Origin of the sequence: Novosphingobium sp. Leaf2 (assembly GCF_001421325.1) — a bacterium.
GTDB lineage: Bacteria > Pseudomonadota > Alphaproteobacteria > Sphingomonadales > Sphingomonadaceae > Novosphingobium.
The window spans coordinates 436,323-461,713 of sequence record NZ_LMJY01000012.1 but is presented as its reverse complement, the minus strand read 5'-3'; the positions used below and the strand labels follow the sequence as shown (position 1 = coordinate 461,713).

Genomic DNA, 25,391 nt, shown 5'->3' with positions numbered 1-25,391 from the left:
GATACGCATGGCGAACGATCAGGGGGAAACGCGTCCGGCATCGGTAAAGGAGCTGACGCTTCGCGGCATTGCGCTGGGCGGCATCATCACGTTGCTGTTCACCGCCGCCAACGTCTATCTCGGGCTCAAGGTGGGGTTGACGTTCGCCACGTCCATTCCCGCCGCCGTGATCTCGATGGCGGTGCTGCGCGGCTTTCGCGATTCCACGATCTGGGAAAACAATATCGTCCAGACCGTGGCGAGCGCGGCAGGTACGCTGGCGGCGATCATCTTCGTGCTGCCCGGTCTGGTGATGATCGGCTGGTGGCAGGGCTTCCCCTATTGGACCACGGCGGCGATCACCGGCACCGGCGGCGTTCTGGGCGTGCTGTTTTCCGTGCCGCTGCGCCGCGCGCTGGTGGTGGACACGCCGCTGCCTTATCCCGAAGGCCATGCCGCCGCCGAAGTGCTGCGCATCGGTTCCGGCTCACGCGAAGGGGCGGAGGAAAGCGCCAAAGGGCTGTCCATCCTGTTGTGGAATGCGGTGGCATCCGCCGGGTTCGCGGTGCTGACGCAGACCAGGCTGGTGGTGGGCGAAGCGGCGGTGTGGTTTCGCGCCGGCTCCGGGGCGACCGGCATTTCCGGCGGCCTGTCGTTCGCGCTGCTGGGCGTGGGCCATCTGGTCGGCCTGTCCGTCGGCATGGCGATGGCCCTCGGGCTCGTCGTGGGCTGGTGGGTGCTGCTGCCGATCCTGACCGCGCAAAACCCCGCAACCGGCGATGTCGGTGCGTGGGCGCAAGGCGTGTTTTCCGCTGACGTGCGGTTTTTCGGCGCTGGCGTGATCGGCGTGGCGGCGGTGTGGACCCTGCTGCGCATCGCCGGTCCGGTAGTGGGCGGCGTGCGCTCCGCACTGGCCGCCAGCCGCGCGCGCGGCGCGGGCCAGGTGCTGGCGATCGAGGAGCAGGATATTCCCATCGGCATCGTTGCGCTGGCCGCGCTGGCGATGATGGTGCCGATCGCGCTGTTGCTGTGGAGCGTCATCGCGGGTGGCCCGCTGGCCGGCAGCGAAGGCGTGCTGATCGCGGGCGCAGTGGTGTTCGTGGTAGTGTTCGGACTGCTGATCGCGGCGGTGTGCGGTTACATGGCCGGGCTGATCGGCGCGTCCAATTCGCCGGTATCGGGCATCGGCATCCTGTCGGTCGTGGCCGCATCGCTGATGCTCGTCGGTCTGTTCGGGCGCGAGCAGGGCGCCTCCACCACCGAGGCGCTGGTGGCTTACGCGCTGATCGTCACCGGCATCGTGTTCGGCGTCGCCACCATTTCGAACGACAACCTGCAGGACCTGAAAACCGGGCAACTGGTGGGCGCGACCCCGTGGAAACAGCAGGTGGCGCTGGTGATCGGCGTGGTGTTCGGATCGCTGATCATTCCCCCGGTGCTCAACGTGCTGAACAGCGGGCTGGGCTTTGCCGGAATGCCGGGCGCCGGCCCCAACGCTCTGCCCGCGCCCCAGGCGGCGCTGATTTCGGCGCTGGCCAAAGGCGTGCTGGGCGGCGATCTCAACTGGACGATGATCGGCTGGGGCGCTGTGGCGGGGGTGATCTTCATCGTGCTCGATGCCGTTCTGGGCGCGGCCGGACGGCTGCGCCTGCCGCCGCTGGCGGTGGGGATCGGCATCTACCTGCCGATGAGCGTGATCCTGCCCACCGTGCTGGGGTCGCTGGTGGGCCGGTTCTACGACCGCTGGGCGGAGCGGCGCAGCGATCCGGAAATGGCGCTGCGCATGGGCGTGCTCACCGCCACCGGGCTGATCGTGGGCGAAAGCCTGTGGGGCGTGGTGTTCGCCGGGATCGTGGCGGGCACCGGCAAGGACGCCCCACTGGCGCTGGTGGGTGACGGGTTTGCAACGCCCGCGCTGTTGGGCGGCACGGCGCTGTTCCTAGGGCTTACCGCCGCGCTGTACGCGCGCACGCGCAAGCTGGCAGGCGGCAGATAAAACGCGATGCAGGCGCGGCAAAGTTAACCTGACCTCAATCCTGCAGGGTTACAGGATTTAGGTGACGTCATGCGTCTGGCGAGGAAGCGCCCATGCGGCTCGTTTCGAGAAGCGTCATTGCTGTAGCGGCGTTCGCGTTTCTCGCGAGTCACATCTTCGTGCTTGCCATCGAAGGCAGCGGCATGCGCCTCGCCTCGTTCGCCTGGCTGGTGGCAGCCCCCGCCATCGCCGCCGCAGCCTGTTTTCGCCGCGCCGCGCGTGACGGGCTGGAAGGCTGGCTGGCCGCCGGCATCGCCATGACGTGCTGGGCGGGCGGCATGGCCAGCGTCACGATCGCCGCCACCCTGCTCGACATCGGCGACGAGAACCGCATGGGCATCCTGCTGTTCGTCTTGTACGCCGTGCCCCTGATCTTCGCGCTCGCCAGCCTGGAGGTGGACCGGTGGCCGATGCGGCTGGTCGATGCGGCGCTGGCGGTGGCCCTGGGCTATCTGTTCTACGTCTACGTCGAGCGGTATACCACAATGGCGGGCACGACCTCGGTTAACACCGGGGCGCTTGCGCTGATGTTTGATATCCAGAACATCTACATCGCCGCGTTCGCTCTGCTGCGCCTGATGTCCTGCACGCCAGCGCGCGTTGCGTTTTTCCGCGCAATCGCCGCCTATGCCGTGACCTACGGACTGGCCGCCGGATACATGAACCACTTCCAGTATGACACCCCGTTCGGGGTATGGCTGGACGTGCTGATCGACGTGCCGTTCCTGCTGCTTGCGGGCATGGCGCTGCGGCCGCACGCGGTGTCCTCTGCAGCCGAAGGACCCCGGCGGGCGGCACTGGCGCGGGTGGTGCGTGCGGGCAGCCCGATGCTGATCCCCGTCACGCTGCTCACCGTGTCGGTGCTGCTGGTCTCGTTCGATCCCGTGATCGCCGTGGCCGGGTGCATCATCGCCTCGCTGGGCTATGGCCTGCGCACGGTGCTGGTGCAGGTGCGCAGCCTGGCCGAGCATGACGAGCTTTCGCGCCTGTCCCAGCGTGACGGGTTGACCGGCATCGCCAACCGCCGCCGGTTCGACGAAGTGCTGCACCGCGAATGGGCGCGGCGCTCGCGCAGTTCGGGACAACTGGTGCTGCTGATGATCGACATCGACCATTTCAAGCCGCTGAACGATCAGTTCGGGCATTTTGCGGGCGATGAAGTGCTGCGCAGGGTCGCCGGCGCGCTGGCCGATTGCGCGCGGCGCGAAACCGATGTCGTGGCCCGCTACGGCGGAGAGGAATTTGCCGCCATCCTGCCCGATACCGATCCTGACGGGGCCGCTGCAATCGCCGAACGGATGCGCGCCGCGGTGGAGGCGTTGTGGCTGCCGCAATGCAACGGCCTCACCGTCACTGTGAGCATCGGTCTGGCCTGCGCGGGCGGCCCCAATGGCGACGTGTACGCGCTGATCGGCGCAGCGGACGGGGCGCTGTATGATGCCAAGCGGCGGGGCCGCAACCAGGTGGTGCGTCAGACGGCTGCCGAGGTGGTGCCGCTGCGGTCGGGCCGCTCGGCGCGAAACTGAGGCCGGGCGCACGACACGGTGCCGCCGATAGCCACGCGTGCCGCTTTACGCAGGCGCGCGTGCGTAAAATTTGATTGCGCCCCGCTCGACAAGCGCGCCGCAACCGTGTTGAGGGTCCTGTAGATCGGCGCATGCACCGCATGGGCCACGCCGCCGCCACGGACAGGATGAGACATGGACGAGACCCTTCGCCGCGCCGCTCTGGATTATCACCGCCTGCCCAAACCGGGCAAACTGGCCATCGAGCCCACCAAGCGCATGGTCAACCAGCGCGATCTGGCGCTGGCCTATTCCCCCGGCGTTGCCGCGCCCTGCATGGAAATCGCCGCTGACCCCTGCAAGGCGCTGGACTATACCGCGCGCGGTAACCTGGTTGCAGTGATCTCCAACGGTACTGCCGTGCTGGGGCTGGGCGCAATCGGCGCGCTGGCCTCCAAGCCGGTGATGGAAGGCAAGGCCGTCCTGTTCAAGAAGTTCGCCGACATCGACGTGTTCGATATCGAGGTGGACACCACCGATCCCGAAAAGTTCATCGAGGCCGTGGCGCTTCTGGAGCCCACGTTCGGCGGCATCAATCTGGAAGACATCAAGGCCCCTGAGTGCTTCGCCATCGAGGCCGCACTCAAGGCGCGCATGAACATTCCGGTGTTCCATGACGACCAGCACGGCACCGCGATCGTGGTGGCCGCCGCAGTGCGCAACGCGCTGGTGCTGCAGGGGCGCGAATTGTCCGAAGCGCGGCTGGTGACCTCCGGCGCGGGCGCGGCGGCGCTGGCCTGCGTGGATCTGCTGGTGACGATGGGCCTGCGGATCGAGAACGTGACGCTGACCGACAAGGACGGTGTGATCCATTCGGGCCGCGAAGGCATGCTGCCCAACATGGCCCGCTATGCCCGCGCCACCGATGCGCGCACGCTGCCCGAAGTGCTGCCGGACGCCAACGTGTTCCTGGGCTTGTCCGCGCCCGGCGTGCTGAAGGCAGAATGGCTGCCGTTGCTGGCGGACAGTCCGCTGATCTTCGCGCTTGCCAACCCCGAACCGGAAATCCGCCCCGAAGTGGCGCGCGAGGTGCGCGCCGACGCGATCATCGCCACGGGCCGGTCTGACTATCCCAATCAGGTCAACAACGTCCTGTGCTTCCCCTACATCTTCCGCGGCGCGCTGGACGTGGGCGCGACGCAGATCAACGAGGCGATGAAGGCCGCCGCCGCCGAGGCGATCGCCGCGCTGGCCCGCGTTCCCGCGCATGACAGCGTGGCGCAGGCCTATGGCGGGCGCAAGCTGGTGTTCGGGCCGGAATACATCATTCCCACCCCGTTCGATCCGCGCCTGATCGCCGAAATCGCCACCGCCGTTGCCCGCGCGGCCATGGAAAGCGGCGTGGCCACGCGTACGATCGACCTGGATGAATACCGCCGCACGCTGGAAACCGGCAATGCCCGGTCGGGCCAGCTGATGCTGCCGGTGTTCCACGCCGCGCGCGGATCGCAGCGCCGGGTGGCCTATGGCGAGGGCGAGGACGAACGCGTGCTGCGCGCGGTGCAGGATGCGCTGGGCGAAGGCATGGTGCGCCCCACACTCGTGGGCCGTCGCCGCATTCTGGAAGCGCGGCTGCCCGAACTGGGCCTGTCGTTCAAGCTGGACCAGGACGTGGACCTGCTGGACCCGGAAACCGATCACGAAGCGATGGATGCGCTGATGCAGGCCTATCGCGCGATCGCCGCGCGCAAGGGCGTGCCCAACGCGGAGGTGATGCGCCACGTCTATCGCCGCCCCAGTGTGACGGCGGCGATGCTGCTGCGCACCGGCAAGGTCGATGCCGCGCTGGTGGGCGGCAACTCGGAATACTGGGGCGAGGTGGAGCACGTGCTGCGCATCGTCGATCGCGCCCCCGGCGTGAACCGGGTCTATGCGCTGTCCGGCCTGATCCTTGATGCCGGCGCGCTGTTCATCACTGATACTCACATGGTGCCCGATCCTACACCTGAGCAGGTGGCGGAAATGACCGTGCTGGCCGCCGATGCGGTGCGCCGTTTCGGGCTGGAGCCCAAGGTGGCGCTGCTCTCGCACTCCAACTTCGGGTCCTCGCACAGCCCCAGCGCGCGCAAGATGCGCGCCGCTACCAAGCTGGTCCACGTCGCCGCGCCCGATCTTCTGGTGGACGGCGAAATGCACGCCGATGCCGCGCTCAGCCAGGCTCTGCGCGAAAAGCTGGTGCCGGATGCGCGCTTCGAAGGCGCGGCCAACCTGCTGGTGATGCCCAACCTGGATGCAGCGAACATCACCCTGACCGCGCTGTCCGCCTCGTCCAGCTCGCCCACGGTTGGGCCGATGCTGCTGGGGCTGGCGCAGCCGATCCACGTGCTGACGCCCGGCGTCACCGCGCGCGGCATCCTGAACCTCACCAGCATCGCCGTGGCGCGGGTGAACAGCGGGGTGGAGGAAACCGCGGGCCGCTAAGGCGGCGGAGGCGGCCCTACGCTATCAAGGGGCGCGGGGCGGCGAGGATATTGGCCAGCTCGTCGCTGCGGAACGGCTTGGTCAGGCGTGGCAGGTCGGCCTCGATGCTGTCCACTTCAGCATAGCCTGACACGATCAGCAGTTGCAGGCCGGGCTGGCGTGCCTGCAGGCGGCGGGCCAGTTCGGTGCCGGTCATGCCGGGCATCAGGTGGTCGGTGACCAGCAGGCTTGGGGTCAGGCCTTCGTCCACCAGTTGCAGCGCGCGTTCGGCGGAACTGGCTTCCACCACATCGTAGCCCAGATCGGCCAGCATGTCGGCCACGCTGATCCGCACCAGTTTTTCATCGTCCACCAGCAGCGCGGTGCCGGCGCCGGTGAAGGGGGGCAGGGCCGGGCCCGGTTCCACCGATGCAGACGCCTGCATCTCGCTGACCGGCAGCCACAGTTCGATGTTCGTACCGACGCCGGGCTTGCTGTGGATGGTGAGCGCGCCCCCCAGTTGCAGGGCCAGGCCGTGCACCATCGACAAGCCAAGGCCGGTGCCGCGCCCGATGCCCTTGGTGGAGAAGAAAGGTTCGACCGCGCGCGCCAGCGTATCCTCGTCCATGCCGATGCCGCTGTCCGTCACCGATAGCACGACGTAGTCGCCCGGGCTGACTTCGCCTGCCTTGCTCTCCGCAACGATGCGGGCGGCAGCATCGATGCGCAGGGTTCCCCCGTCCGGCATCGCATCGCGCGCGTTGACCGCCAGGTTGAGCAGCGCCATTTCCAGTTGGTTGGGATCGGCCATGGCGGCGGGCAGGTCGGGCGCGGCGTCCACGATCACCTGGATTTGCGGGCCGGTGGTGCTGGCGACCAGATCGGCCATGTTGCGCACCAGCAGTCCTGCATCCACCGGCATCGGCTGCAGCGGCTGGCGTCGGGCGAAGGCCAGCAGGCGCTGCACCAGCGTCTTGGCGCGATCGGCGGACTGGATCGCCCCTTCGATCAGCCGCTGCTCGCGCGCGGTGCCCACCCCGCGGCGCTTCAGCAGGTCGAGCGAGCCGACGATCGGCGTCAGCAGGTTGTTGAAATCGTGGGCCACCCCGCCGGTCAGGCTGCCCATCGCTTCCATCTTCTGGCTTTGGCGAAGGGCCTCCTGCGCCGATGCCAGTTCGGCCTCGCGCTGCCTCGTCAGAGTCAGGTCACGGCCCACGGCGATGAAATTGACGCCGTCCGGCTCTGGCGCCACGGTCCACTCGATATGCTTCCAGCCCCCCGTGCTGGTCGCGATGCGGTTTTCGAAACGGCTGGGTTCGCGGGTGCGCGCCATGCAGGCGATGGCATCGCGCGTGGGGCCGATGTCGTCTGGGTGGGTGACGGCGGCATAGCCCCGGCGCAGAAGTTCCTCCTCGCTCCACCCTAGGATGCGCGTCCATGCCGGGCTGACGGCGGACATCGCTCCGTCGAAATCGGCGCGGGCCAGCATATCCTGTGACAGGTTCCACAGCTGGTCGCGCTCGGCGGCGCGGGCGGCGACCTGCTCCTCCAGCGTATCGTTGAGCACGCGCAGACGCTCTTCCGCGTTCTTGCGGGCGGAAATGTCGTTGAACAGGATGGCCACGCGGCGGTCTTCCGGCTCGCTCACCCGAAAGGCGTAGACGTCGAACCAGCGGCCCAGCGCGGCGGAGCCCTGCTCGAACCGCGCAGGCTCTCCGGTCGCGGCGATGCGGCCGTACATTTCGTACCAGTATTCCTCCAGCGCGGGCGCGGCGGCACGCAGCCACAGTCCGGTGATTTCCTCGGGAAAGCCGGTCTGTGTGTAAAAGCCGGGGTTGGCCTCGATCACCCGGTAGTCGCACCGCCCATCGGCGGCTTCCAGATCGACTTCGACAACGCAAAAGCCCGCGTCGATCGATTCGAACAGCGTGCGATACTGCTCCCGGCTCTGCCGCAAGGCGCGCTCGCTGCGCGCGCGCTCGACGGCGGTGCGGGTGCGATCGGCAAATGCGCGGATCAGGGCAATGTCGTCGTCGCTCCAGCGTCGCGGCGTTTCGTCGTTGACGAAAAACACCGCGACCAGTCGCCCGCGCTCAAGGATCGGCGCGATGACGAAGGCGCGGCAGCTCGTCATTCCCCGCGCGTTGGAGGGTGCGCCGCTAGCGATGTCCCGGTCGGCGGCGTTATCTGTGACGGCGATGACCTCGCCGCGCTTCAGTCGATCGACCAGCGCCGTGTCATCGCCGGGGTCGAACGTGCCCGATATCGATTCCACGTCCGGCGCCGTCCAGTCCCGATCGACGTCCAGTACCCCCGTGCGGGCATCCATGGTGGCGTATCCCACCCGGCCGACCTTCAGTGCGCGCCCCAGGATCTGGGCTGCGGCAAAGGCGATATCGCCGGGATCGCGCAAGTTGCGCAGGGCGTCTGCCAGATCGACGAGCGCGGTGGTTCGCGCGTCGCCATTGCCCGCAGCGGGAAGAGGATCGCCGGTGGGGCCCATCGTGCCGGTATGGATAAAAACACCGACGCCAGCAAGTTGAGTCTGTCGCTTAGAAGTCCACGCTGGCCGAGAACCGGACCTGCCGCCCGAGCCCGACGTAGAACACCGATCCGCCAGTGGACCAGTAGCGCCTGTTGGTGATGTTATCGCCGTTCACGCGCAAGGTCAGGGTACGGTCGGCGGGCAGGGCGACCTTGTAGTTCGCTCCCAGGCTATAGGTCGTGTATGCCGGCATCCGATAGGCGTTGAGGGCATCGGCATAGCGCAGCCCGGTGTAATACATTCCCGCATTCACGCCGAGTTCCGGCAGGATGGCGGGGCGGTATTCCGCGAACACGGAAGCCGACCAGCGCGGCGTGTTGTCCACCCGGTTGCCGTCCTGTGTGGCGACGCCCGTGTCGCGCTGGACGGCGTTCAGGTACTGCCCGGACACCGCCACCGAAAGCTGGCGCGTGAGGTTGCCCTGCAGCGATGCTTCGACGCCCTTGTGGATCGCCCGCCCGTTCACGACGTAGGTGTTGGCGGCGTCGGTATAGCTCAGGCCCCGGTCGATGTGGAAATAGGCCAGGCTGGCCAGCGCGCCGCCCACCTCGATCCGCGCCCCGGCCTCGATCTGCTTGCTGCGCACGGGCGCCAGCACGTCCCCTTCGTTGACGGTTCCGGCCGGCGCGGTGCCGGCGCTTTCCAGCCCTTCGATATAGGTGAAGTACAGGCTTGAGGCGGCGGTGGGCTTGAATACGATGCCGCCGGTGGGCGTCCAGGCCTTCAGACGGTAATCGCCGGTGCTATCGTGGGTATCGTACAGCACCCGGCGGATGCCGCCGATGACCAGCACTTTCTCCCCCACATGGGCAATGTCCATCGCATACAGGCCGGTGTCCACGTTGACGCTGCCGGGCTGGAGGCGGGTGGTGGTGAAATTCAGGCTGTCGAACGCGATGGCGCGCGGATCGTAGATGTTCTGCGCTACGGCGGTGTAGCTGGTCTGGTTCTGGTCTTCCTGCACCTGCCGGTTGCGCGCCACGCCCAGCAGCAGGTCGTGGACGACGCCGAAGGTATCGAGCTTGCCGGCCAGTTCGGCGCGTAGGTATTCGTTGCGGTATTCCTGGTCCGGCGTGTAATTGCCTGAAATGCGGCCCGCACCGCTGTCCACCGTGGCCGCGCTGGTGAAGCTGAAGTCGGCGCGGCTGCGCTGGCGGCGCGATTGCGCCAGGCCCGCCTCGGCGCGGATCGACCACTCGTCGCCCAGCGCATAGTCGGCGCGGCCCAGCACGTTGGTGGACCACGTGCGATAGGGCGCGTTGACCGGCGCATAGCGGTTGCGCGGATCGGGGATGCGTTTGAGCAACTGGAAGGCGGACAGCGCGATGCCGCCCGGCTCGTCAGTGGCGCGGCGGTAATGCTCGACATCGAACTTGAACGACAAACGCTCGCTCGCCTGCCAGTCAAACGCGCCGCTGACCAGATAGCGCGAGCCGTTCACGCCGTCGATCGGGGTCTCCACATGCGCGGCATAGCCATTGAGGCGCACGCCGAACTGCCCGTCCGCGCCGAACTTGCGCCCGATGTCCACGCCCGCGCCATAGCTGCCTTGCGCATCGCCGTTGACATAGGCGTTGGTGGTGGGCTGGTCGCCGGCGCGCTTGGTCACCACGTTGACGATGCCGGACGGCGTTGCCAGACCATAATACAGGGCAGACACGCCCTTGAGCAGTTCCACCCGCTGCTTGTTCTCGATCGGCACCGGGCTGAGGTTGATGATCTGCAGCGCGCCGTTGAGGCGATAATTGGTGCGCGCGTTAAGCAGCACGCCGCGGGACACGAAGTTGTTGCTGGTGGTGGGGCTGGTGGCCTGCTGGGTTACGCCGGGCGCGTTACGCAAGGCGTCCTCAAGCCCGGTGGCCCCTTGCGCGTCGAGCAGGGCCTTGGGGATCACCGCAATGCTGGCCGGCGTATCCATCACCGACTGGTTGCGGAAAGCGCCGACCTGCACGACCTCGGCCTTGAAGGTGGGGACTTGCCCGGTGACGACGATTTCCTCGTCCAGCTTGCGTTCCACCTGCACGTCGTTCTGAGGCGCGCCGGATGCCGGATTCCCGGCCGGATCGCCCCCCGATACGCCTGCCGCAACCCCTGCAGCCGACGCCGCGATCAACCAGATGCTCATGTATGCCCCCACGTGCGAATAACGCCCCCATAGTGATACTGCGAATTGTTCGCAATTGCATTTTTTGGCAGACTGGGTGATAGGTCGGTCGCCGGGTTCAGGACGGACGCGGTTTCGGGAACGGTAGTGACACGGCGCGTCTTCTTTCAGATCCACTGGTTTCTGGGCATTACCGCCGGGCTGGTGCTCGCCATCATGGGCGTGACCGGCGCATCGATGAGCTTCGAGGACGAGATCAGCGAGGCGCTGTCGCCCGCGCTGTACGCGCCAGGCGTGCCCGCCGCGCCGGATCTGCTGCCCGATGCCCTGATCGCGCGGGCTGAGGCCGATCACCCCGGCTACTACGTCAGCCGGCTGGACTGGGAAACGCCGCGCGAACGCTCGCACGCCGTGCGGCTGACCGCCAGCGCAGGGCGCGCACGCATCGAAGGGCGGGTTGACCGCGCCACCGGACGCTGGCTGGGCGCACCCAAAGCGGCGCCCTTTTTCGAAACGATGGACGGGCTGCACCGGTGGTTGGCGCTGCCCGGCGGCGGCAACGGCATCGGGCGCCAGATCACCGGATTCAGCGCGATCGCCCTGATTTTCTTCGCGCTGTCGGGCCTGTATCTGCGCTGGCCGCGCACCGCGTCCGACTGGCGCGCATGGCTGGTGGTGGACGTGCGCAAGACCGGGCGCAACTTGTGGCGCTCGCTCCATGTGGTGATCGGCACCTGGGTGCTGGCGTTCTACCTGCTCAGCGCCGCCACCGGCTTGTGGTGGAGCTACGACTGGTATCGCAGCGGGGTGTCCTACGTGCTGACCGGCAAGGACGGGGCCGAGGACAAGGACCGCAAGGGCGGCGGCATCGCCCCGCGTCCCGCGATCGACCCGGCCTTCTTGGCGTTCCGCGCCGAGACGGGCAATCGCTACGCCTGGGTGCGCATCGCCCGGCCGGCCCCCGCCGCGCCGATGAAGGCGATCACCTTCGATGCGCGCACCGCCGACGCCCGGCACCCGCGCCAGACGGACCGGTTCAGCTATGCGCCCGGCACGGCCAAACTTACCAAACGCGACCTGTACGATCGCCGCCCGCTGGGCACCGTTATCACGCAAAGCATGCTGGAACTGCATCGCGGCGCGTTCTTCGGCCTGCCGGGGCGGATCGTGATGCTGCTCACCAGCCTGACGATGCCGCTGTTCACAGTCACCGGGTTCCTGCTCTACCTGTCGCGCCGCAAGCGCACGCGCCTGGCGCGGGCTTTGGCCGGTGGTGCCGCAGGCTCAGAGCCCGGCGATCTGCTGATCGTCTATGCCAGCCAGACCGGCACCGCGCAGCTGCTGGCGCATAACGCGGCGCAGGCGTTGGGCACCGGCGGCGTGCAGGCCCGCGTGGTGCCGGCGGGCAAGGTCACCGCCGACATGCTGCGCGCCGCCACGAAAGCGCTCTTCGTCGTCAGCACTTATGGCGATGGCGAGCCGCCCGATATGGCGCGCGGATTTACATCGCGCCTGCTGCGTGGAGACGGGATTGACCTTGCGCATCTGCACTATGGGGTGCTGGCGCTCGGTGACCGCGAATATGCCGATTTCTGCGGCTACGGCATCGCGGTGGACGCTTGGCTGGCCCGCTGGGGCGCCACCGCGCTGTTTCCCATGATCGCGATGGATCACGCGGATGCGCATGCGCAAACGGCGTGGCAGTCCGCGCTGCGCCAGCAGGGCGCAGTGGCGGGAACGCGCGGCCAGGCAGGCCCCACGTTTGCCGCCTGGACGCTGGTGGAGCGTATCGCGCTCAATCCGGGCAGCGCTGCGCCCCCGGCCTATCATTTGCGGTTCGAGCCGCCCGCCGGGCATGACGCACAGTGGCAGGCCGGGGATATCGTGGAAGTGCAGCCCGGCCTTGCGCCTGCCGACGAGGAAAGCGCATTGGCCTTTGCCACGATGGCCGAGGGGGGGGTCTTGACGGCGCCTGCGCAGGCTATCGCCACCACTGCGCACCCCGGCGCTGCGACGCGCGAATACTCCGCAGCCTCGATCCCGGCGGACGGGACGCTCGACCTGGTGGTGCGGCAGGTCCGCCACGATGACGGGCGGCTGGGCGCAGGCTCCGGCTGGCTGACTGCACACCTGCCGCTTGGCGCTTCCACGCCGCTGCGCCTGCGGGCCAATCCCGGCTTTCGGGTCGCGGCGGAGCCCGGCGACGATACGCGCCTGATCCTGATCGGCAACGGCACCGGCATCGCTGGTCTGCGCGCGCATCTGCGGGCGCAGGCGCATGCGGGCGGGCGGGGGCACTGGCTGCTGTTCGGCGAGCGCCATGTCGCGCACGAAAGCTACTTCGACACCGAACTGCGCGCCTGGCTGGCCGACGGCACTTTGGCGCGGCTGGACCGCTGCTTCTCACGTGATGGCGATTACGGCCGCTATGTACAGGATCTGGTAAGAGCGCACGCGGACGCCATCGCGGAATGGGTGGAGGCCGGCGCCACTGTTTTGGTCTGCGGCAGCCTGAATGGCATGGCGCAAGGCGTGCATGATGCGCTGTCCGGTATCTTTGGTATCGATAGTATGGAGCGGATGGCGGAAGCGGGTCGGTATCTGCGGGACGTGTACTGAACTGGGGCAAGAAACCGCACAGGGCGACGGCGGTGCGAAATGCTGCGGAACCTAACGTATGTAAATCGGTTTGATACATGAGGCATCGGCCTCGATATTGATCCAAGAAGGAGGCCACCATGGGTGAGTTTACGGACAAGGTAAGCGCCGCTGGCAACAAGATCGCCGGCAACGTCAAGGAAGCCGTTGGCAAGGCTACGGACAACGACCGCCTGGAAGCCGAAGGCAAGGCCCAGCAGCTCAAGGGCACTGGTCAGGACGTCAAGGGCAGCGTCAAGGGCGCACTTGGCGACAAGATCTGATCTTGATTGCATCCAGAAGGGGCCGCTCCGCACCACGGGGCGGCCTCTGCTTGTTTCAGCGACCAGTAAAAATCATGCGCTTATGCTAGCACATTTCGCTATGGCATTGGGAAGCGATGAGCCTGGCCCGGCTTCGTGGCAAAAGGCTTTTTAGATGTCTGACGCATTTTTGAGAAATTCGTTTTCCCCGCAAGAAGAAGCGCGTCTGTCCAACCTTGCGGCCTTCGATGTCCACGGGCTGGAAGGGGATAATGGCCTGAAGGCAATCACCGATTTCGCCTCCGAACTGTGCCAAGTGCCGATCGCGCTGGTCAGCATCGTGGAAGGGCATCGCCAGTGGTTTCCCGTGCGCACCGGGCTCGATGCCACGGAAACGCCGCGCGAAACTTCGTTCTGCGCGCATACCATGCGGGGCTGGGAAATCATGGTCGTGCCTGATGCCACCTGCGATCCACGGTTCAGCACCAACGCACTGGTGGTCGGCGATCCGGGCATCCGCTTCTATGCCGGTGCGCCGCTGGTATCCGACGATGGCGTGCAGATCGGCGCACTGTGCGTGATTGACCGGAAGCCGCGCGAGGGTCTGACCGCCATCCAGCAACAGGGTCTGCGGGTGATGGCGGACAATATCGTCGGACGGTTGACGCAGCGCCGCTCGCAGATCCGCACCAGCCGTGAGCTGGAAGAAGAGGCCATGCGCTTTCGCGTTCTGGCTGACGCGATGCCGCAAATGGTGTGGTCAACGCAGCCCGACGGATTTCATGACTACTACAACGCGCGCTGGTACGAGTTCACCGGCATGCCGGTCGGCTCTACTGACGGTGAGGCATGGAACGGCATGTTCCATCCCGACGATCAGGAACGGGCTTGGACGGCATGGCGCCATAGCCTGGAAACCGGCGACCCCTACGAAATCGAATACCGCCTGCGCAATGCCGATGGGCAGTATCGCTGGACGCTGGGCCGGGCCTTGCCGATCCGTGGCAAGGACGGAAAGGTTACCCGCTGGTTCGGTACATGCACGGATATCCATGACCACAAGATGACCCAGGCGCAGCGCGAAGTCATCGCGCAGGAACTGAGCCACCGGATCAAGAACATCTTCTCTGTGGTGAACGGGCTTATCAGCTTCTCCACCCGCGATCGGCCCGAACTTGCCGATGCGGCGGACGATTTGCGCAACCGCATTCTGGCGCTTGGCCGGGCGCATGATTTCGTGCGCCCGCACAGCGACCTGTCGCGCCCATCAAGCCGCCCGAACAGCCTTTCGGGCATGCTGACGCAGCTTCTTGCCGCGTACGTGGAACGCGTGACCATCGAGGGCGAGGACATCACCATAGATGATCATTCGGCCACGCCGCTGGCGCTCAGCTTCCACGAACTGGGCACCAACGCAGCCAAGTACGGCGCGCTTTCGGTGACGGACGGCACGGTCGTGATCCGGTGTTCTACCGAGGGCGACTATACGGTGCTGGACTGGCTGGAACGCGGCGGGCCGATCGCCAGTGCGCCGTCGGATGCCGGATTCGGCAGCAAGCTGATCGAACTTAGCGTGGTGCGCCAGATGGCGGGCACGATTGAGCGCTGCTGGGATGCCGATGGGCTGAACGTGCGGATGAAAATACCCGCATCAGCCATGCTGCGCCGCCCCCGGCCAATAGCCGTAGAGCAAAGTGCTATATCCGGATGATCGCCTCATGTGCGGCATGATGGCCTGATCCTGCGGCAGCGGCGGCTGCCGCCAGGATCGCGTCGTCGGTGAATGGCTTGCGAATGCAGCCGATCGCGGTGCACGCAGGTTCGCCGATCTGCGCCGGATTTGCCGTTACGTAGATGATGCTGACACCGTGTTTTGCGGCCAGTTCGCGTGCGATAACGGCGCCGGTGGGGCCATCGCGCAGGTTGAGATCCACGAAAGCCACTTCGGCGGAATGACCCATGCTGAGCGCGTCGTTCTGATCGGCGGCGATCGCGACGACGCGATAGCCGGCATCCTGCAGAATGCGTTCGATTTCCATCGCAATGAAAATCTCGTCCTCGACGATCAGTACAGTCTTCAACTTACAGGCCCCTTGGTATCCTAATTCACTATAATGCTGCAGACGCGTTGTCGTTCCGCAAGCAATCGGCATCATCGCGCCGCAATGAATTAAAAGCTGTAAACCACGCCGCTAGGACCGCCACTCTCGCTGGGTTTCCCTTCAACGGGGGCAAAAGCCCGCTTGAGCTCGCGATGAAAAAACCCCAAGTAGCGGCCCACCACAAGACAAGAGGCTTGCACACCGGTGAATGGCCTGCTGCCGCAAACGCACGACATAAAAGAGACGGCGCGCCAATTGCTTAGGCAATGGCTTGGGCGCGAAGAGGACGCGATCTCGGCTATCGACGGCTTGGGGCGGGCAGCAATACGTGCTGCTGCACAGGCTGCGGAACGGATGGCGCGCGGCACCGCCGCTGTCGACTCCACAGACGGCGTGCTGAGGCAGCTGCAGGCGCTTGCCGATACCCATACTGCGCCTCGCCCCAGGCGTCTGCGCTTCGGCTGGGGTTCGCGCCCGCGCGAAGCGGCCACCGGCGATTTGAACGTCCTGGTTGAAAGCCTGGAACGCGAAAGCGACACTGTCGCACGCGCGCTTATCGCGTTGGAAACCGACAAGGCGAGATTGCACGATGCGCAGCGCGGCCTGGACGATGCATTGGCGTTGATCCGCGCTTGTCACGCTGCGGTCGAGTCGGCCGCGCGCGAACTGGCGATCGATCAACCCGAGCGTGCGCATATACTTATGGAAAAGCTTGCCCCCCGCCTGGTAGAACGGGAGCGCGATGTCCTTACCCAGCTTGCGATAACGGGCCAAGGGGTGCTGGCGCTGCAATTGGTCGCCGATGGACAGGAGGCACTTGGCCAGGCCATCGACCGTGCCCGCAATTCCAGCGTTGCCGCCCTGCGCACGGCGATGGCCGCGCGGCGGGCGATTTCCGGCAATCGGGATCTGCTGGAGCAAGCGCAAGCGCTGGAACGCACGGTCGATGCAGCCCAGGCGACGCCGGCATCGGGCCGGGAGGTCGAACGGGCATTGGCCGATGCATTGGCGCAGGCCCGGCGCGCGATCGATGCGGCACAGGTATCGCCGCGCACCCTCTAGCGCTATGCAGGCCCGTCGCTTAAGAAGGCGATCGTGGTCGGTTTTCTGGAAACATTGGCAGGGTGGTTCGGGAACAGGCCGGAGGTGGTCCCGGCCGTGCAACACGAGGGCGCGAACCCTGCGCCTCCTCGGTTGAGCGCGGACGATCCTCGCCTGCCTGACGCATCGCGTCCGATCGTGGCGCGGATGCTGGCGCTCATCGCCGACGTCGAAGCACGCACACAAGACGATCCGCTGATGATATCGGCGCTGGCCGAAGTGCGCCAGATGCGTGACAGTCACCTGCCCCGGCTGGTAGCCAGCTATGCCGAGATCCCGCCCGAGCATCGCGCCGAAATCTTCCGCAGGACCGGGCGCTCGGCCAGCTACAATCTCAACCAGGGGTTCGAAAAAATGGTCGGCCGCCTTGAGGCGCTGTCGCGTTCGCTGGCCCAGGAAGACCTGGACAGTTTCGCGGACAACCTGCGCTTCATCGACCACCGCTACGGCAGCGACGATCCGCTGCGATAAGGCTCAGCCCAGCCGGACCGTCGGCGTCAGCCAGACCGTGCCCTTGCCGCGAAACACGTAGACGAGCCCCTCGCCGCTGCGCATCGCGTTGCGCAGCCCCCGCACGAGGGGGCGCAGTTCCACTTGCAGGCCGGCCGAGAACATCAGCATGAGGTCACCATCGACGATGAGTTCGTCCTGACCGTCCAGTTCGATCACCTCGATTTCGTCCACTGGCACCGGCGCCTCCACCACGAACGCGCCCCGGCCGGCCAGCTTGGGCTGCATCAGCCCGTTGCCGGAAAGCAGCCCCTGCACGGATCGGTGGATGTGGGTCGATAGCTCGATATTGGCGTCGCAGGCATAGAACGCCCCGTCATCAAGGATGAGCGCGTCGCCCGGGCCGTCCATCGCGGCAAGGATGAAGTGCTTGGCGGTTGCCTCGGTCCACACCTCGCCGTGTCCCGAATAGCGGGTGGCGAAGGCGCTTTCGCCGGTGCCTGCCGAGGTCATCGCACGTTTGAGGAAACCGCCGGCGCCGGCGTTCTTCTGCATGTCGACCTGAAGCCGCCCGTGGGCATATTGCAGCGCGCCGGGTTCGAGCAGCGCGGCCCCGCCTTCCAGCACGATGCGGACCTGGCGGGCCGTGGCGCCATGTGGCGGATGCAGATGGATGCTGGGCGAAGCGCCCGCTGCCGCGGCGCCCAGGGTATGGACGGCGGTACTCAGCGCGTGGCTCTTGCGGGCGAACTGGTACAGTTCGAAGCGCACCCCACCTGCGCCCTGTTCGTCGATCTTGACCCGATAATCGCTCATCGCCGTCTCCTGGTGTGAATCATGCCCGCAACGCGAGCGGTTCGACTATGCCGAAATGCGCCGCCCGCTCCAGCATACGCGTGGCCCAGATCCGATGCGTCGCAGGCTCGCACATCACGCCGTCGCGCCCGAACACCGCGGGGCCGTCCTCGGCCAGCAGCAGCCGCGCTTCGTCCACATCGTCAGCCGGCGCTGCCAGCGCGGTCTGGATGACGGCGATCTGGGCGGGATGAATCGCGGTCTTGGTCAGCAGTCCATGCTCTATGTCGCGGATCATTTCCTCACGCAGCAAGGCCGTATCGCCGAAGCGTTCCAGCACCGGGGCGCTCAGGGCGAAACCCCAAGGCGCGAAGCTGGAGACGAGTTGGGCGATCACGGCGCCCAGCGGCCCTTCATACGCGGTGCGGTGGGCGAGGCGCCGCAAGCCCATCGCCTGCAGCAGGTCGTTGCCGCCGATCCGCAGCGCCAGGATTCGATCCTGCACGGCCAGCAACTGATCACGGAAACGGCGCATCTCATGCGGATCGCAGGCCTCGCGCGTTTCCAGCGTCGGCATCAGCCGGTGTCTGTCGTGCAGCGGGAGGGCGAGGTAAGCCGGCAGGGTATCGGCATGTGCCTTGGGGATCACAAACCCATCGATCCGCTCGATCCCCGGCATGCACAGGATATGTTCCAGCATCCCGGCGGAGCGCGGGCGCACGAACACCAGCGGATCTGTGTTGGCGCGGTCGCGGGCGGCAAGCATTCGCAGGAACGCGGCGAGGTGGCCCAGTGCGGCGGGCAGGTCGGTTTCGCGCACCGAATCTTCGAGGCACAGCACCGCCGAGCGCAGGCCTGCGGGGCGCCGCGCCCCGATCACCGTGGCGAAAAGCTCGCCGCGCATGCACGGGACATACAGCGTTGCGCCCAAGGCGATGGCGGATACCGACCCCGTCATGCTCACGCCTCGTTGCCCAGGCTGCGGATGATCGCGACAGCACGGTAGCGAGTGTGCCCGGCCAGCGTTTCAACGGCTATGCCGTGGCCCGAGGCAAGATGGAGCAAATGCGCCACGTCCGCGTCCTGCCGATCGCGGATCAACAGCCGCTCCGGCATGCGGCGCAGCAGCGCCCGGGTCGCTTCGGCAATGCCCGGCTTGATCCGGTTGCGATCGCTGGTGCCGGCATCGGCGAGCAGTGTTTGCAGCATGTCCTCGCACTGTGCAGCCAGCAAGGCGCGACGCCCGCCATGTTCGCCGATCGCACACGGGGGTGCGGTTGCCGCCAGCGGGGCGACCGTATCCACGAACGCGCGCGACAGGTCTGCATGCGCATACTGGGGATACGTGACACAGGCGTGAAAGTCGCCCGGCCCGACCACGCGCGCGTTGAGGATCGAGCGGCTGACCAGGCCCGAGACGATGCCGTTGAGCAGCCCGGAAGCGATCAGGTAATCGTCGTCGGTGGCGGCGATGTCGGCCTGTCCGGCGGGATCGGCGATCACCGCCAGCGCCGGCGTGAAGCCGTGGGGATTGTCCGCCAGCGCAGCACGCAGTTCGCGCGCGATCGCACCCTTGCCGGTCCAGCCGTCCACGAACACTGTATCGCGCGGGTCGTGCCGGGCTGCAATGTGGGCGAGCGCCACCAGGTCGATGCCGCGATCGCGAATGATGCTGATCGAATAGTGCACGGCCTGAAGGCCCCAGGATCGCAAGGTGCGTACCAGTAGCACCCCGATCGGCGTGCCCGCCCGCGCGAGCGAGATGACCACGATCTCGCTGCCCGGGCGGCGCTGTGCGAGCGCGGCGGCAAGGCTGGCGACGTCCTGCCCGAGCCGCGCGCCGTTGCGGGCGAGGGCGGAATGGTAAAGCGCCAGATAGCCCGCGTCCGGAATCGCTTCAGGGGCGATCATCTCGGAATAATGGCGTCGACCGGACTGGATCGCGGCTTCCTTGGTGGCCACATCGGTCGCGGCCATCGTTACCGGCTTGAGCAGGAACATGACGTCGCCTGGATCATAGCTGCCGGAAAAGCCGGCGTCGGCGCGGGGCATCGTGTCAGCCACCATCGAACATGCCCGCCGCCAGTTGCGATCGGGTGGGCATCATTGCGAAATCGCACAGCCCCATGAACGGCGCGTCAGTCAGACTGTCGCCGATGCCGATCACCGCAGCATCGGGAAAACGGGCACGCAAGCCCGGCAGGATGTGCGCGACAGCATGATGCTTGCCAAGATATGGCGGGATTAGCGCCACGTTGTTGCCGTTGCGGTGGTCGGTCCATCCTGGCGGCAACGATGGCACGGCGGCATCCACCACCGCGAACAGCGCGGCGTGATCGGCGTCCGCATGCTTGGCCAGGGTATAGAGCGGCAACGGCCCTTCCATCAGCACGCGGGCGTTGATCGGAACGCCGCGCGCCTGCGCGTGCGCGGTGATCGCCTCAGCCAGTTCGGCAAGCCGGGCTGCATGGTGCGCCGCCTTGCCGGCAATCGTGTGCGCCCAGTGGGCATCGATGTCGCCCGCTTCGTCGAGAACGACGCCGCCGTGCGCGCACACCGCCGCGCGGAACGGTATGCGCGCGCGGCGCAAGGCGTCCAGGCTGCGTGCGGTCACCGGGACGAGATGCGTGGTTTCCGCCAGCCATCCCAGGAACGACATCTGCCGCGGTGTCGCATAGCTCAGCGCGGCGCCGTCCCGCCCGAAGCCGAGCGGGGTCAGCCGCTCGTGCGGGATATCGGGGGGACACTTGCGCAAGGTCTGGAACAGGGTGTCGTCGAGATCGACCAGGGCGATGGCGCGCATCAGGCGTCCCACCCGATCAGCGTGGCGTCCAGCGCCGCGACCAGCGCGGGGTCGATGGTATCGGCGCCGGTCTCATGCGCGATCCAAGTCGTGCGCGGGTCTGCGGGATCGGCGTTATAGAGATAGTTGGGCACGCCGGTCGCGTAATTGTCGGCAAAGCGGAGCCTGGTTTTCATGGCCGCAGCCACGCGCGCCGGGCTGCGGCTTGTGGCCTGCACCACCACATCGTGCCCGGCTGCGGCCATGCGTTCGGCCAGGCGGAAGGGGAGGTACGTGAATTCACCGGTGCCGACTATGCGAAGCGGGCCCTCGACCGCGGGCAGGGGCGTCACCGGAAGCGTGGCCACCGGAGCGTCAAGCCCGAGACGGCCGAAATTGCGATGCGTGGCCATGCGCCCCAGCGAGGCAGCGGCGGTGTCGAACGTGGCGGTATCGCCCAAGGCTGCAGCCTCACCCTGCGTCCATGCGAGCCGGCCCGAGAGCAGCGCTGCGACCTGTGCCGGACGCGGCATCCGGACTTGCCAGCTGCGGCCCACGGACCAGTCGGTCAGCGCCGCCACGACGATCGCCTCTACCCCCGGCCATGCCGCTACCAGCGCCTCGGCCAGATTGCAGAGCGTCGTCCCGGTGGAAATCTCGTCGTCGACGATGACCAGCGCGCGCGGCGCTGGCAGGTCGGGCCGGTAGATCAGATGGGCAGACGCATGGCTGTGCGGTTCCTCGAACCGGCACAACAGTGGGTGCGCGATCTGCGCGATGCCCAGCTGCTGGCGGGTCGAGTGGATGAAGTGAATATCGCTGCGCCCGGTTGCAAGGCGCAGTTCCTCGTGAATCGTCTGGCCCAGGCAAATCGCGGTTTCCGCCAGGCCCACCACCATGACCGGGCCGGGCAGGTCCGCCGGAATGCGCGCGGCAAGATCATGAACGCTGCGGCGCATGACCTGCGGGGCGACCGGTATATGCCGGCCCAGCACGCGCGATACGACGAGGAAGCCGCGCCGGGGGTTTTCGCGCGCCGCAAAATCGCACAAGTCGTCCAGCACCCAGGCGGCGTCCTCAACGGTGATGTCCAGGCGCCCGGTGGGCAGGTCGATGACGCGGGCGGCGGGCGACAGCGTCAGCACTGGCATGTGATCCGGGCGATCGCGTCACGCGCCTGGCGCACTACGGCGGCGCGCCCCAGGATCTGGGGATCGCGCCCGGCCATCGGTGGATCGATGCCGAAAGAATCGAGGAAACTGAGGATAACGGCCCCTTTGATGCCGAAGTTGATATTCTCGGCGCTGCCACCGGACTGGCGGATGTGATCGAGGTTGAGCGAGGAACTGACCAGCCCGACAAGATCGCCGGCCATGTCGAGGATCGGGCCGCCGCTGTTGCCGCTGGCGATCGGCGCGGTGAACTGGAACACCGTGCTGTCGTTGCCGATGCCGCACAGCGCGGCGATATTGCCTGCGCTCGCCTGCGGGCCGGTGCCCAGCAAGCCCTGCAGCGGAAAGCCCAGCGCCACGATGTCTTCGCCCAGATGCAGTCCCACTTGCGAGCGGAAACGCGCCGTAGCCCCCAGCGGCGTCTCGATGCGCAGGAGGGCCAGATCGTTGCGCGGATCGGCGAACACGATTGCCGCGTCCAGTGGCCGTCCGCCGGCATGGACAGTAACGACCTGCGCATCCTCTACGACATGCGCGTTGGTGAGGATATGATGGCGATCGATGGCAACGCCGCTGCCGGTCGACGCGCCGCTGCCGCGTGCGCGTTCGCCGCCGGGCGCACCGGTTGCCGCCTCTGGCTGCTGCAGGCGCGGGATCAGGCGCTGGACCCATCCGTGATCGATGCCGTGGGCCCCGGCGATAGCGGCTAGACCCATCGCGAAACCCTGGCCATTGGCGGCCATCCGCCATGCGCCCTGGTGGCGATAACATTCGATCACAATCACCGCCGCATCGTCGCGTCCCCGCAAATCCACGGTGAAACGCACGTCGACCGCCTGCACCGTCAGCGGCATGCCGATCGGGCGATTGTCGCGGTCGAAAGCGACCAGCAGCAACCGGTCTACCTGCGGTGATACGGCGCTGATATCGAGGAAGAGCGTTTCGGGGTTCTCGAACCGGGCGGCGGGGCGCATCTCGCGCGTCAGGCAGTCGATCGGAGGAAAGTCCGCCGCTACCCGCCGGTCCGGCCCCAGCGCGATCAGCGCCAGGGTCGGCGCGGATGCACCGCTTCCGGCGAGCACGAATGTGCAACCGCCGGAAATCGGAGCGCGTTCTCCCGCAACGAGGTCACGCATGGGGCGGGGCGGCGCAGGTCAGACGTTGACGCCGAAAGACGAGGCCAAGGGCCCCAGTCCGCCCGCGAAGCCCTGGCCGATCGCCTTGAACTTCCACTCGCCATTGTGGCGGTAGAGTTCGCCGAAGATCATTGCCGTCTCTGTCGAGGCGTCTTCCGACAAGTCGTAACGCGCGATCTCGGCCGCGCCGGCTTCATTGACGACGCGAATGAAGGCGTTCGAGATCATGCCGAAGTTCTGGCGGCGGGCATCGGCATCGTGGATGGTCACCGCGAAGCTGAGCTTCTGGATTTCGGCCGGGATCTGGTCGAGCGACACCGCCACGACCTCGTCGTCACCGCTGCCCTCGCCGGTCAGGTTGTCACCTTGGTGGACGACCGAACCGTTGCCGCCGTTCTTGTTGTTGTAGAACACGAAATCGGCGTCCGAGCGGACTTTGCCGGTATCGCCCAGCAGAAATACACTGGCATCGAGGTCGAACGCGCTGCCATCGGTGACGCGGGTATCCCAGCCAAGCCCCACGCGCACTGCCTTGAGGCCGGGCGCTTCCTTGCTGAGGCTGACGTTGCCGCCTTTGGAAAGCGAAACTGCCATGTGTTGGTCTCCTTGATCTGGGGTTCTGGGTCGGCTTCAGCCGACGCTTACGCCGTAATTCCTGGCGAGCGGGCCAAGGCCGCCCTTGTATCCCTGGCCAACCGCCCGGAATTTCCATTCGCCGTTGTAGCGGTACACCTCGCCAAAGATCATCGCGGTCTCGGTGGAGGCGTCCTCGGCCAGGTCATAGCGGGAAATTTCGCGACCGGTCACATCGTTGACGATGCGGATGAAGGCGTTCGACACCATGCCGAAGCTCTGGCGGCGCGCTTCGCCGTCATGGATGGTGACGGCGATCGCGATCTTCTGCACCTCGGCGGGCACCCTGGTCAACTCCACCTTCAGGGCTTCGTCATCCCCATCGCCCTCGCCGGTGCGGTTGTCGCCGGTGTGTTCCACCGAGCCGTCGGCGGAGCGCAGGTTGTTGTAGAAGATGAAATCGCCGTCGGCGCGCACCTTGTCGCCATCGGCGAGCAGAAAGGCGCTGGCATCGAGGTCGAAGTCGGCTCCGTCGGTCGTGCGGGTGTCCCAGCCCAGGCCGATCAGGATCTTCGAAAGGTTGGGTTCTTCTTTGGACAGGCTGACATTGCCGCCCTTGGCCAGGCTTACCGACATAGACGTGTCTCCGGGTTAGAGGCGATCGCCGGTGGCGGCAATCGGGGTGGCTTCCTTGCGGTTGTTCCGCAGCGAATCGTAAAAGGCGATGCCGATCAGCGCCGCGCCGATCAGGCCGGTCACTGTTTCCGGAATCTCGAAGCGCACCGACGCCAGCATGATCGCGGCCAGCGCGATGATTGCATAGAACGCGCCGTGTTCGAGGTACCGGTATTCGGACAAGGTGCCCTTGTCGACCAGCATGACCGTCATCGAACGCACGAACATCGCGCCGATGCCCAGGCCAAGCGCGATGATGAACAGGTTGTTCGACAAGGCGAACGCACCGATCACGCCATCGAACGAGAACGAGGCGTCGAGCACTTCGAGGTACAGGAAGCCCGCCAGGCCCGACTTGACGACGGCGCCGGTTGCGGCCTGGCCGAGGCTGGGCCCATCGGACTGTTCGTCCTCCTCCTTTTCGAGCAGTGCACCGATCGACTGCACAGCGATATACGTGACCAGGCCGAAGATGCCCGAGACGATGAAGGTCATCGCCTCGTCCGGCGCGATCAGGCGCGACATGCCGTACAGCGCCAGCAGGACGATACCGATCGCAAGGCCGGAGATGCGCGAAAGGCCGGCGAACGGACGCTCGATCACGCCGATCCAGTGCACGTCTTTTTCTTCGTCGAGGAAGAACGTCAGCCCGACCATCGCCAGGAAGGCGCCGCCGAAACCGGATATGCCGATATGCGCGCCAGTGATGATCTGCTCGTAACGGACCGGGTCGTTCGCGGCCATCATGACCGCGTCGATCGGGCCCATCTTGGCCGCGATGGCCACGATCGCCAGGGGAAAGATGATGCGCATGCCGAACACCGCAATCAGGATGCCCCATGTCAGGAAGCGCCGCCGCCAGACCGCGTCCATGTCGCGCAGCACGGTGGCATTCACCACCGCGTTGTCGAACGACAGCGACACTTCCAGCACGCCCAGCACGGCGACGATCCACAGGATGCCGAGCGTGCCGGCCACGTTGCCGGTCATCCCCCAGCCCAGCCAGGCGGCGATCGCCAGGCAGATGGCCGTGAAAATGAACGAGCCCTTGTAATATTTAAACACTGTAAACCCCCG

The 25,391-nt window shown here is 66.6% G+C and carries 20 protein-coding genes; 8 read left to right on the top strand and 12 right to left on the bottom strand.

Annotation, left to right across the window (positions count from 1 at the left end):
- The first annotated feature begins 7 nt into the window (after positions 1–7).
- From ASE49_RS08850 to ASE49_RS08840, 3 genes are all read left to right on the top strand, one after another.
- Positions 8–1,975: an OPT family oligopeptide transporter gene (locus tag ASE49_RS08850; protein WP_056770636.1), complete on the top strand. Its 1,968-nt coding sequence runs from the start codon at positions 8–10 to the stop codon at positions 1,973–1,975.
- 92 nt (positions 1,976–2,067) lie between these two features.
- Positions 2,068–3,540 (top strand): GGDEF domain-containing protein, encoded by a 1,473-nt coding sequence (locus ASE49_RS08845; protein WP_056770634.1) that lies wholly within the window; start codon positions 2,068–2,070, stop codon positions 3,538–3,540.
- Positions 3,541–3,714: 174 nt separating this feature from the next.
- Positions 3,715–6,000 (top strand): NADP-dependent malic enzyme, encoded by a 2,286-nt coding sequence (locus ASE49_RS08840; RefSeq protein ID WP_056770631.1) that lies wholly within the window; start codon positions 3,715–3,717, stop codon positions 5,998–6,000.
- Between the two features lie 16 nt (positions 6,001–6,016).
- Here ASE49_RS08840 and ASE49_RS08835 read toward each other — a convergent pair whose 3' ends face one another.
- Both ASE49_RS08835 and ASE49_RS08830 read right to left on the bottom strand, forming a co-directional pair.
- A complete protein-coding gene (locus tag ASE49_RS08835) occupies positions 6,017–8,482 on the bottom strand; it encodes an ATP-binding protein (protein WP_056770628.1) in 2,466 nt (821 codons plus the stop codon).
- Between the two features lie 49 nt (positions 8,483–8,531).
- Positions 8,532–10,649, bottom strand: a complete 2,118-nt coding sequence (locus ASE49_RS08830) for a TonB-dependent receptor (RefSeq protein ID WP_056770625.1) — start codon at positions 10,647–10,649, stop codon at positions 8,532–8,534.
- A 126-nt stretch (positions 10,650–10,775) separates the two neighbouring features.
- On the opposite strand from ASE49_RS08830, the gene ASE49_RS08825 reads away from it, so the two are divergent.
- The 3 genes from ASE49_RS08825 (at position 10,776) to ASE49_RS08815 (ending at position 15,239) form a co-directional block, all read left to right on the top strand.
- Positions 10,776–13,247 carry a PepSY domain-containing protein gene (locus ASE49_RS08825; RefSeq protein ID WP_056770622.1) on the top strand — a complete coding sequence of 824 codons (2,472 nt, stop codon included), beginning with the start codon at positions 10,776–10,778 and terminating at the stop codon, positions 13,245–13,247.
- Positions 13,248–13,366: 119 nt separating this feature from the next.
- Positions 13,367–13,549, top strand: a complete 183-nt coding sequence (locus ASE49_RS08820; protein WP_056770620.1) for a CsbD family protein — start codon at positions 13,367–13,369, stop codon at positions 13,547–13,549.
- A 154-nt stretch (positions 13,550–13,703) separates the two neighbouring features.
- A complete protein-coding gene (locus ASE49_RS08815; protein WP_056770617.1) occupies positions 13,704–15,239 on the top strand; it encodes a PAS domain-containing protein in 1,536 nt (511 codons plus the stop codon).
- On the opposite strand, the gene ASE49_RS08810 is transcribed toward ASE49_RS08815, so the two are convergent.
- Positions 15,226–15,609, bottom strand: coding sequence for a response regulator (locus ASE49_RS08810; protein ID WP_268778246.1), 384 nt, complete (start codon positions 15,607–15,609; stop codon positions 15,226–15,228). The two genes, ASE49_RS08815 and ASE49_RS08810, sit on opposite strands and share 14 nt — an antisense overlap.
- 375 nt (positions 15,610–15,984) lie before the next feature.
- Between ASE49_RS08810 and ASE49_RS08805 the strand changes: the two genes are divergently transcribed.
- Together ASE49_RS08805 and ASE49_RS08800 are read left to right on the top strand one after the other, a co-directional pair.
- Positions 15,985–16,692: a toxic anion resistance protein gene (locus ASE49_RS08805; RefSeq protein ID WP_162234239.1), complete on the top strand. Its 708-nt coding sequence runs from the start codon at positions 15,985–15,987 to the stop codon at positions 16,690–16,692.
- A 33-nt stretch (positions 16,693–16,725) separates the two neighbouring features.
- On the top strand, positions 16,726–17,202 hold the full coding sequence (locus ASE49_RS08800; protein WP_235522897.1) for a hypothetical protein: 477 nt from the start codon (positions 16,726–16,728) through the stop codon (positions 17,200–17,202).
- 3 nt (positions 17,203–17,205) lie between these two features.
- Here the strand turns inward: ASE49_RS08800 and ASE49_RS08795 are convergent, their stop codons facing one another.
- Genes ASE49_RS08795 through ASE49_RS08755 form a run of 9 tightly spaced genes read right to left on the bottom strand, consistent with a single transcriptional unit; the run spans position 17,206 to position 25,379 of the window.
- A complete protein-coding gene (locus tag ASE49_RS08795) occupies positions 17,206–17,997 on the bottom strand; it encodes an AIM24 family protein (protein ID WP_056770613.1) in 792 nt (263 codons plus the stop codon).
- 19 nt (positions 17,998–18,016) lie between these two features.
- Positions 18,017–18,934, bottom strand: coding sequence for an HpcH/HpaI aldolase/citrate lyase family protein (locus ASE49_RS08790; RefSeq protein WP_056770610.1), 918 nt, complete (start codon positions 18,932–18,934; stop codon positions 18,017–18,019).
- A 2-nt stretch (positions 18,935–18,936) separates the two neighbouring features.
- Positions 18,937–20,028 carry a cysteine protease StiP domain-containing protein gene (locus tag ASE49_RS08785; RefSeq protein ID WP_056771028.1) on the bottom strand — a complete coding sequence of 364 codons (1,092 nt, stop codon included), beginning with the start codon at positions 20,026–20,028 and terminating at the stop codon, positions 18,937–18,939.
- Positions 20,029–20,032: 4 nt separating this feature from the next.
- Entirely contained in the window at positions 20,033–20,779 is a 747-nt protein-coding gene (locus ASE49_RS08780) for a hypothetical protein (RefSeq protein WP_235522896.1), read from the bottom strand.
- Positions 20,779–21,909 (bottom strand): phosphoribosyltransferase domain-containing protein, encoded by a 1,131-nt coding sequence (locus ASE49_RS08775; protein ID WP_235522895.1) that lies wholly within the window; start codon positions 21,907–21,909, stop codon positions 20,779–20,781. The genes ASE49_RS08780 and ASE49_RS08775 overlap by 1 nt, the downstream gene beginning before the upstream one ends.
- The gene (locus tag ASE49_RS08770) at positions 21,897–23,066 is read right to left on the bottom strand and encodes a trypsin-like peptidase domain-containing protein (RefSeq protein WP_056770606.1); all 1,170 of its coding nucleotides are present in this window, start codon (positions 23,064–23,066) and stop codon (positions 21,897–21,899) included. The genes ASE49_RS08775 and ASE49_RS08770 overlap by 13 nt, the downstream gene beginning before the upstream one ends.
- 18 nt (positions 23,067–23,084) lie before the next feature.
- A complete protein-coding gene (locus tag ASE49_RS08765; protein ID WP_056770602.1) occupies positions 23,085–23,660 on the bottom strand; it encodes a TerD family protein in 576 nt (191 codons plus the stop codon).
- A 36-nt stretch (positions 23,661–23,696) separates the two neighbouring features.
- Positions 23,697–24,275, bottom strand: a complete 579-nt coding sequence (locus ASE49_RS08760; RefSeq protein ID WP_056770599.1) for a TerD family protein — start codon at positions 24,273–24,275, stop codon at positions 23,697–23,699.
- A 15-nt stretch (positions 24,276–24,290) separates the two neighbouring features.
- Positions 24,291–25,379, bottom strand: coding sequence for a DUF475 domain-containing protein (locus ASE49_RS08755; RefSeq protein WP_056770597.1), 1,089 nt, complete (start codon positions 25,377–25,379; stop codon positions 24,291–24,293).
- Positions 25,380–25,391: the final 12 nt, after the last annotated feature.

Coding starts and splice junctions, on each gene's coding strand:
- ASE49_RS08850 (WP_056770636.1), top strand. CDS start 8: ATGGCGAACGATCAGGGGGAAACGCGTCCGGCATCGGTAAAGGAGCTG.
- ASE49_RS08845 (WP_056770634.1), top strand. CDS start 2,068: ATGCGGCTCGTTTCGAGAAGCGTCATTGCTGTAGCGGCGTTCGCGTTT.
- ASE49_RS08840 (WP_056770631.1), top strand. CDS start 3,715: ATGGACGAGACCCTTCGCCGCGCCGCTCTGGATTATCACCGCCTGCCC.
- ASE49_RS08835 (WP_056770628.1), bottom strand. CDS start 8,482: ATGGGCCCCACCGGCGATCCTCTTCCCGCTGCGGGCAATGGCGACGCG.
- ASE49_RS08830 (WP_056770625.1), bottom strand. CDS start 10,649: ATGAGCATCTGGTTGATCGCGGCGTCGGCTGCAGGGGTTGCGGCAGGC.
- ASE49_RS08820 (WP_056770620.1), top strand. CDS start 13,367: ATGGGTGAGTTTACGGACAAGGTAAGCGCCGCTGGCAACAAGATCGCC.
- ASE49_RS08815 (WP_056770617.1), top strand. CDS start 13,704: ATGTCTGACGCATTTTTGAGAAATTCGTTTTCCCCGCAAGAAGAAGCG.
- ASE49_RS08805 (WP_162234239.1), top strand. CDS start 15,985: ATGGCGCGCGGCACCGCCGCTGTCGACTCCACAGACGGCGTGCTGAGG.
- ASE49_RS08795 (WP_056770613.1), bottom strand. CDS start 17,997: ATGAGCGATTATCGGGTCAAGATCGACGAACAGGGCGCAGGTGGGGTG.
- ASE49_RS08790 (WP_056770610.1), bottom strand. CDS start 18,934: ATGACGGGGTCGGTATCCGCCATCGCCTTGGGCGCAACGCTGTATGTC.
- ASE49_RS08785 (WP_056771028.1), bottom strand. CDS start 20,028: ATGCCCCGCGCCGACGCCGGCTTTTCCGGCAGCTATGATCCAGGCGAC.
- ASE49_RS08780 (WP_235522896.1), bottom strand. CDS start 20,779: ATGCGCGCCATCGCCCTGGTCGATCTCGACGACACCCTGTTCCAGACC.
- ASE49_RS08775 (WP_235522895.1), bottom strand. CDS start 21,909: ATGCCAGTGCTGACGCTGTCGCCCGCCGCCCGCGTCATCGACCTGCCC.
- ASE49_RS08770 (WP_056770606.1), bottom strand. CDS start 23,066: ATGCGTGACCTCGTTGCGGGAGAACGCGCTCCGATTTCCGGCGGTTGC.
- ASE49_RS08765 (WP_056770602.1), bottom strand. CDS start 23,660: ATGGCAGTTTCGCTTTCCAAAGGCGGCAACGTCAGCCTCAGCAAGGAA.
- ASE49_RS08760 (WP_056770599.1), bottom strand. CDS start 24,275: ATGTCGGTAAGCCTGGCCAAGGGCGGCAATGTCAGCCTGTCCAAAGAA.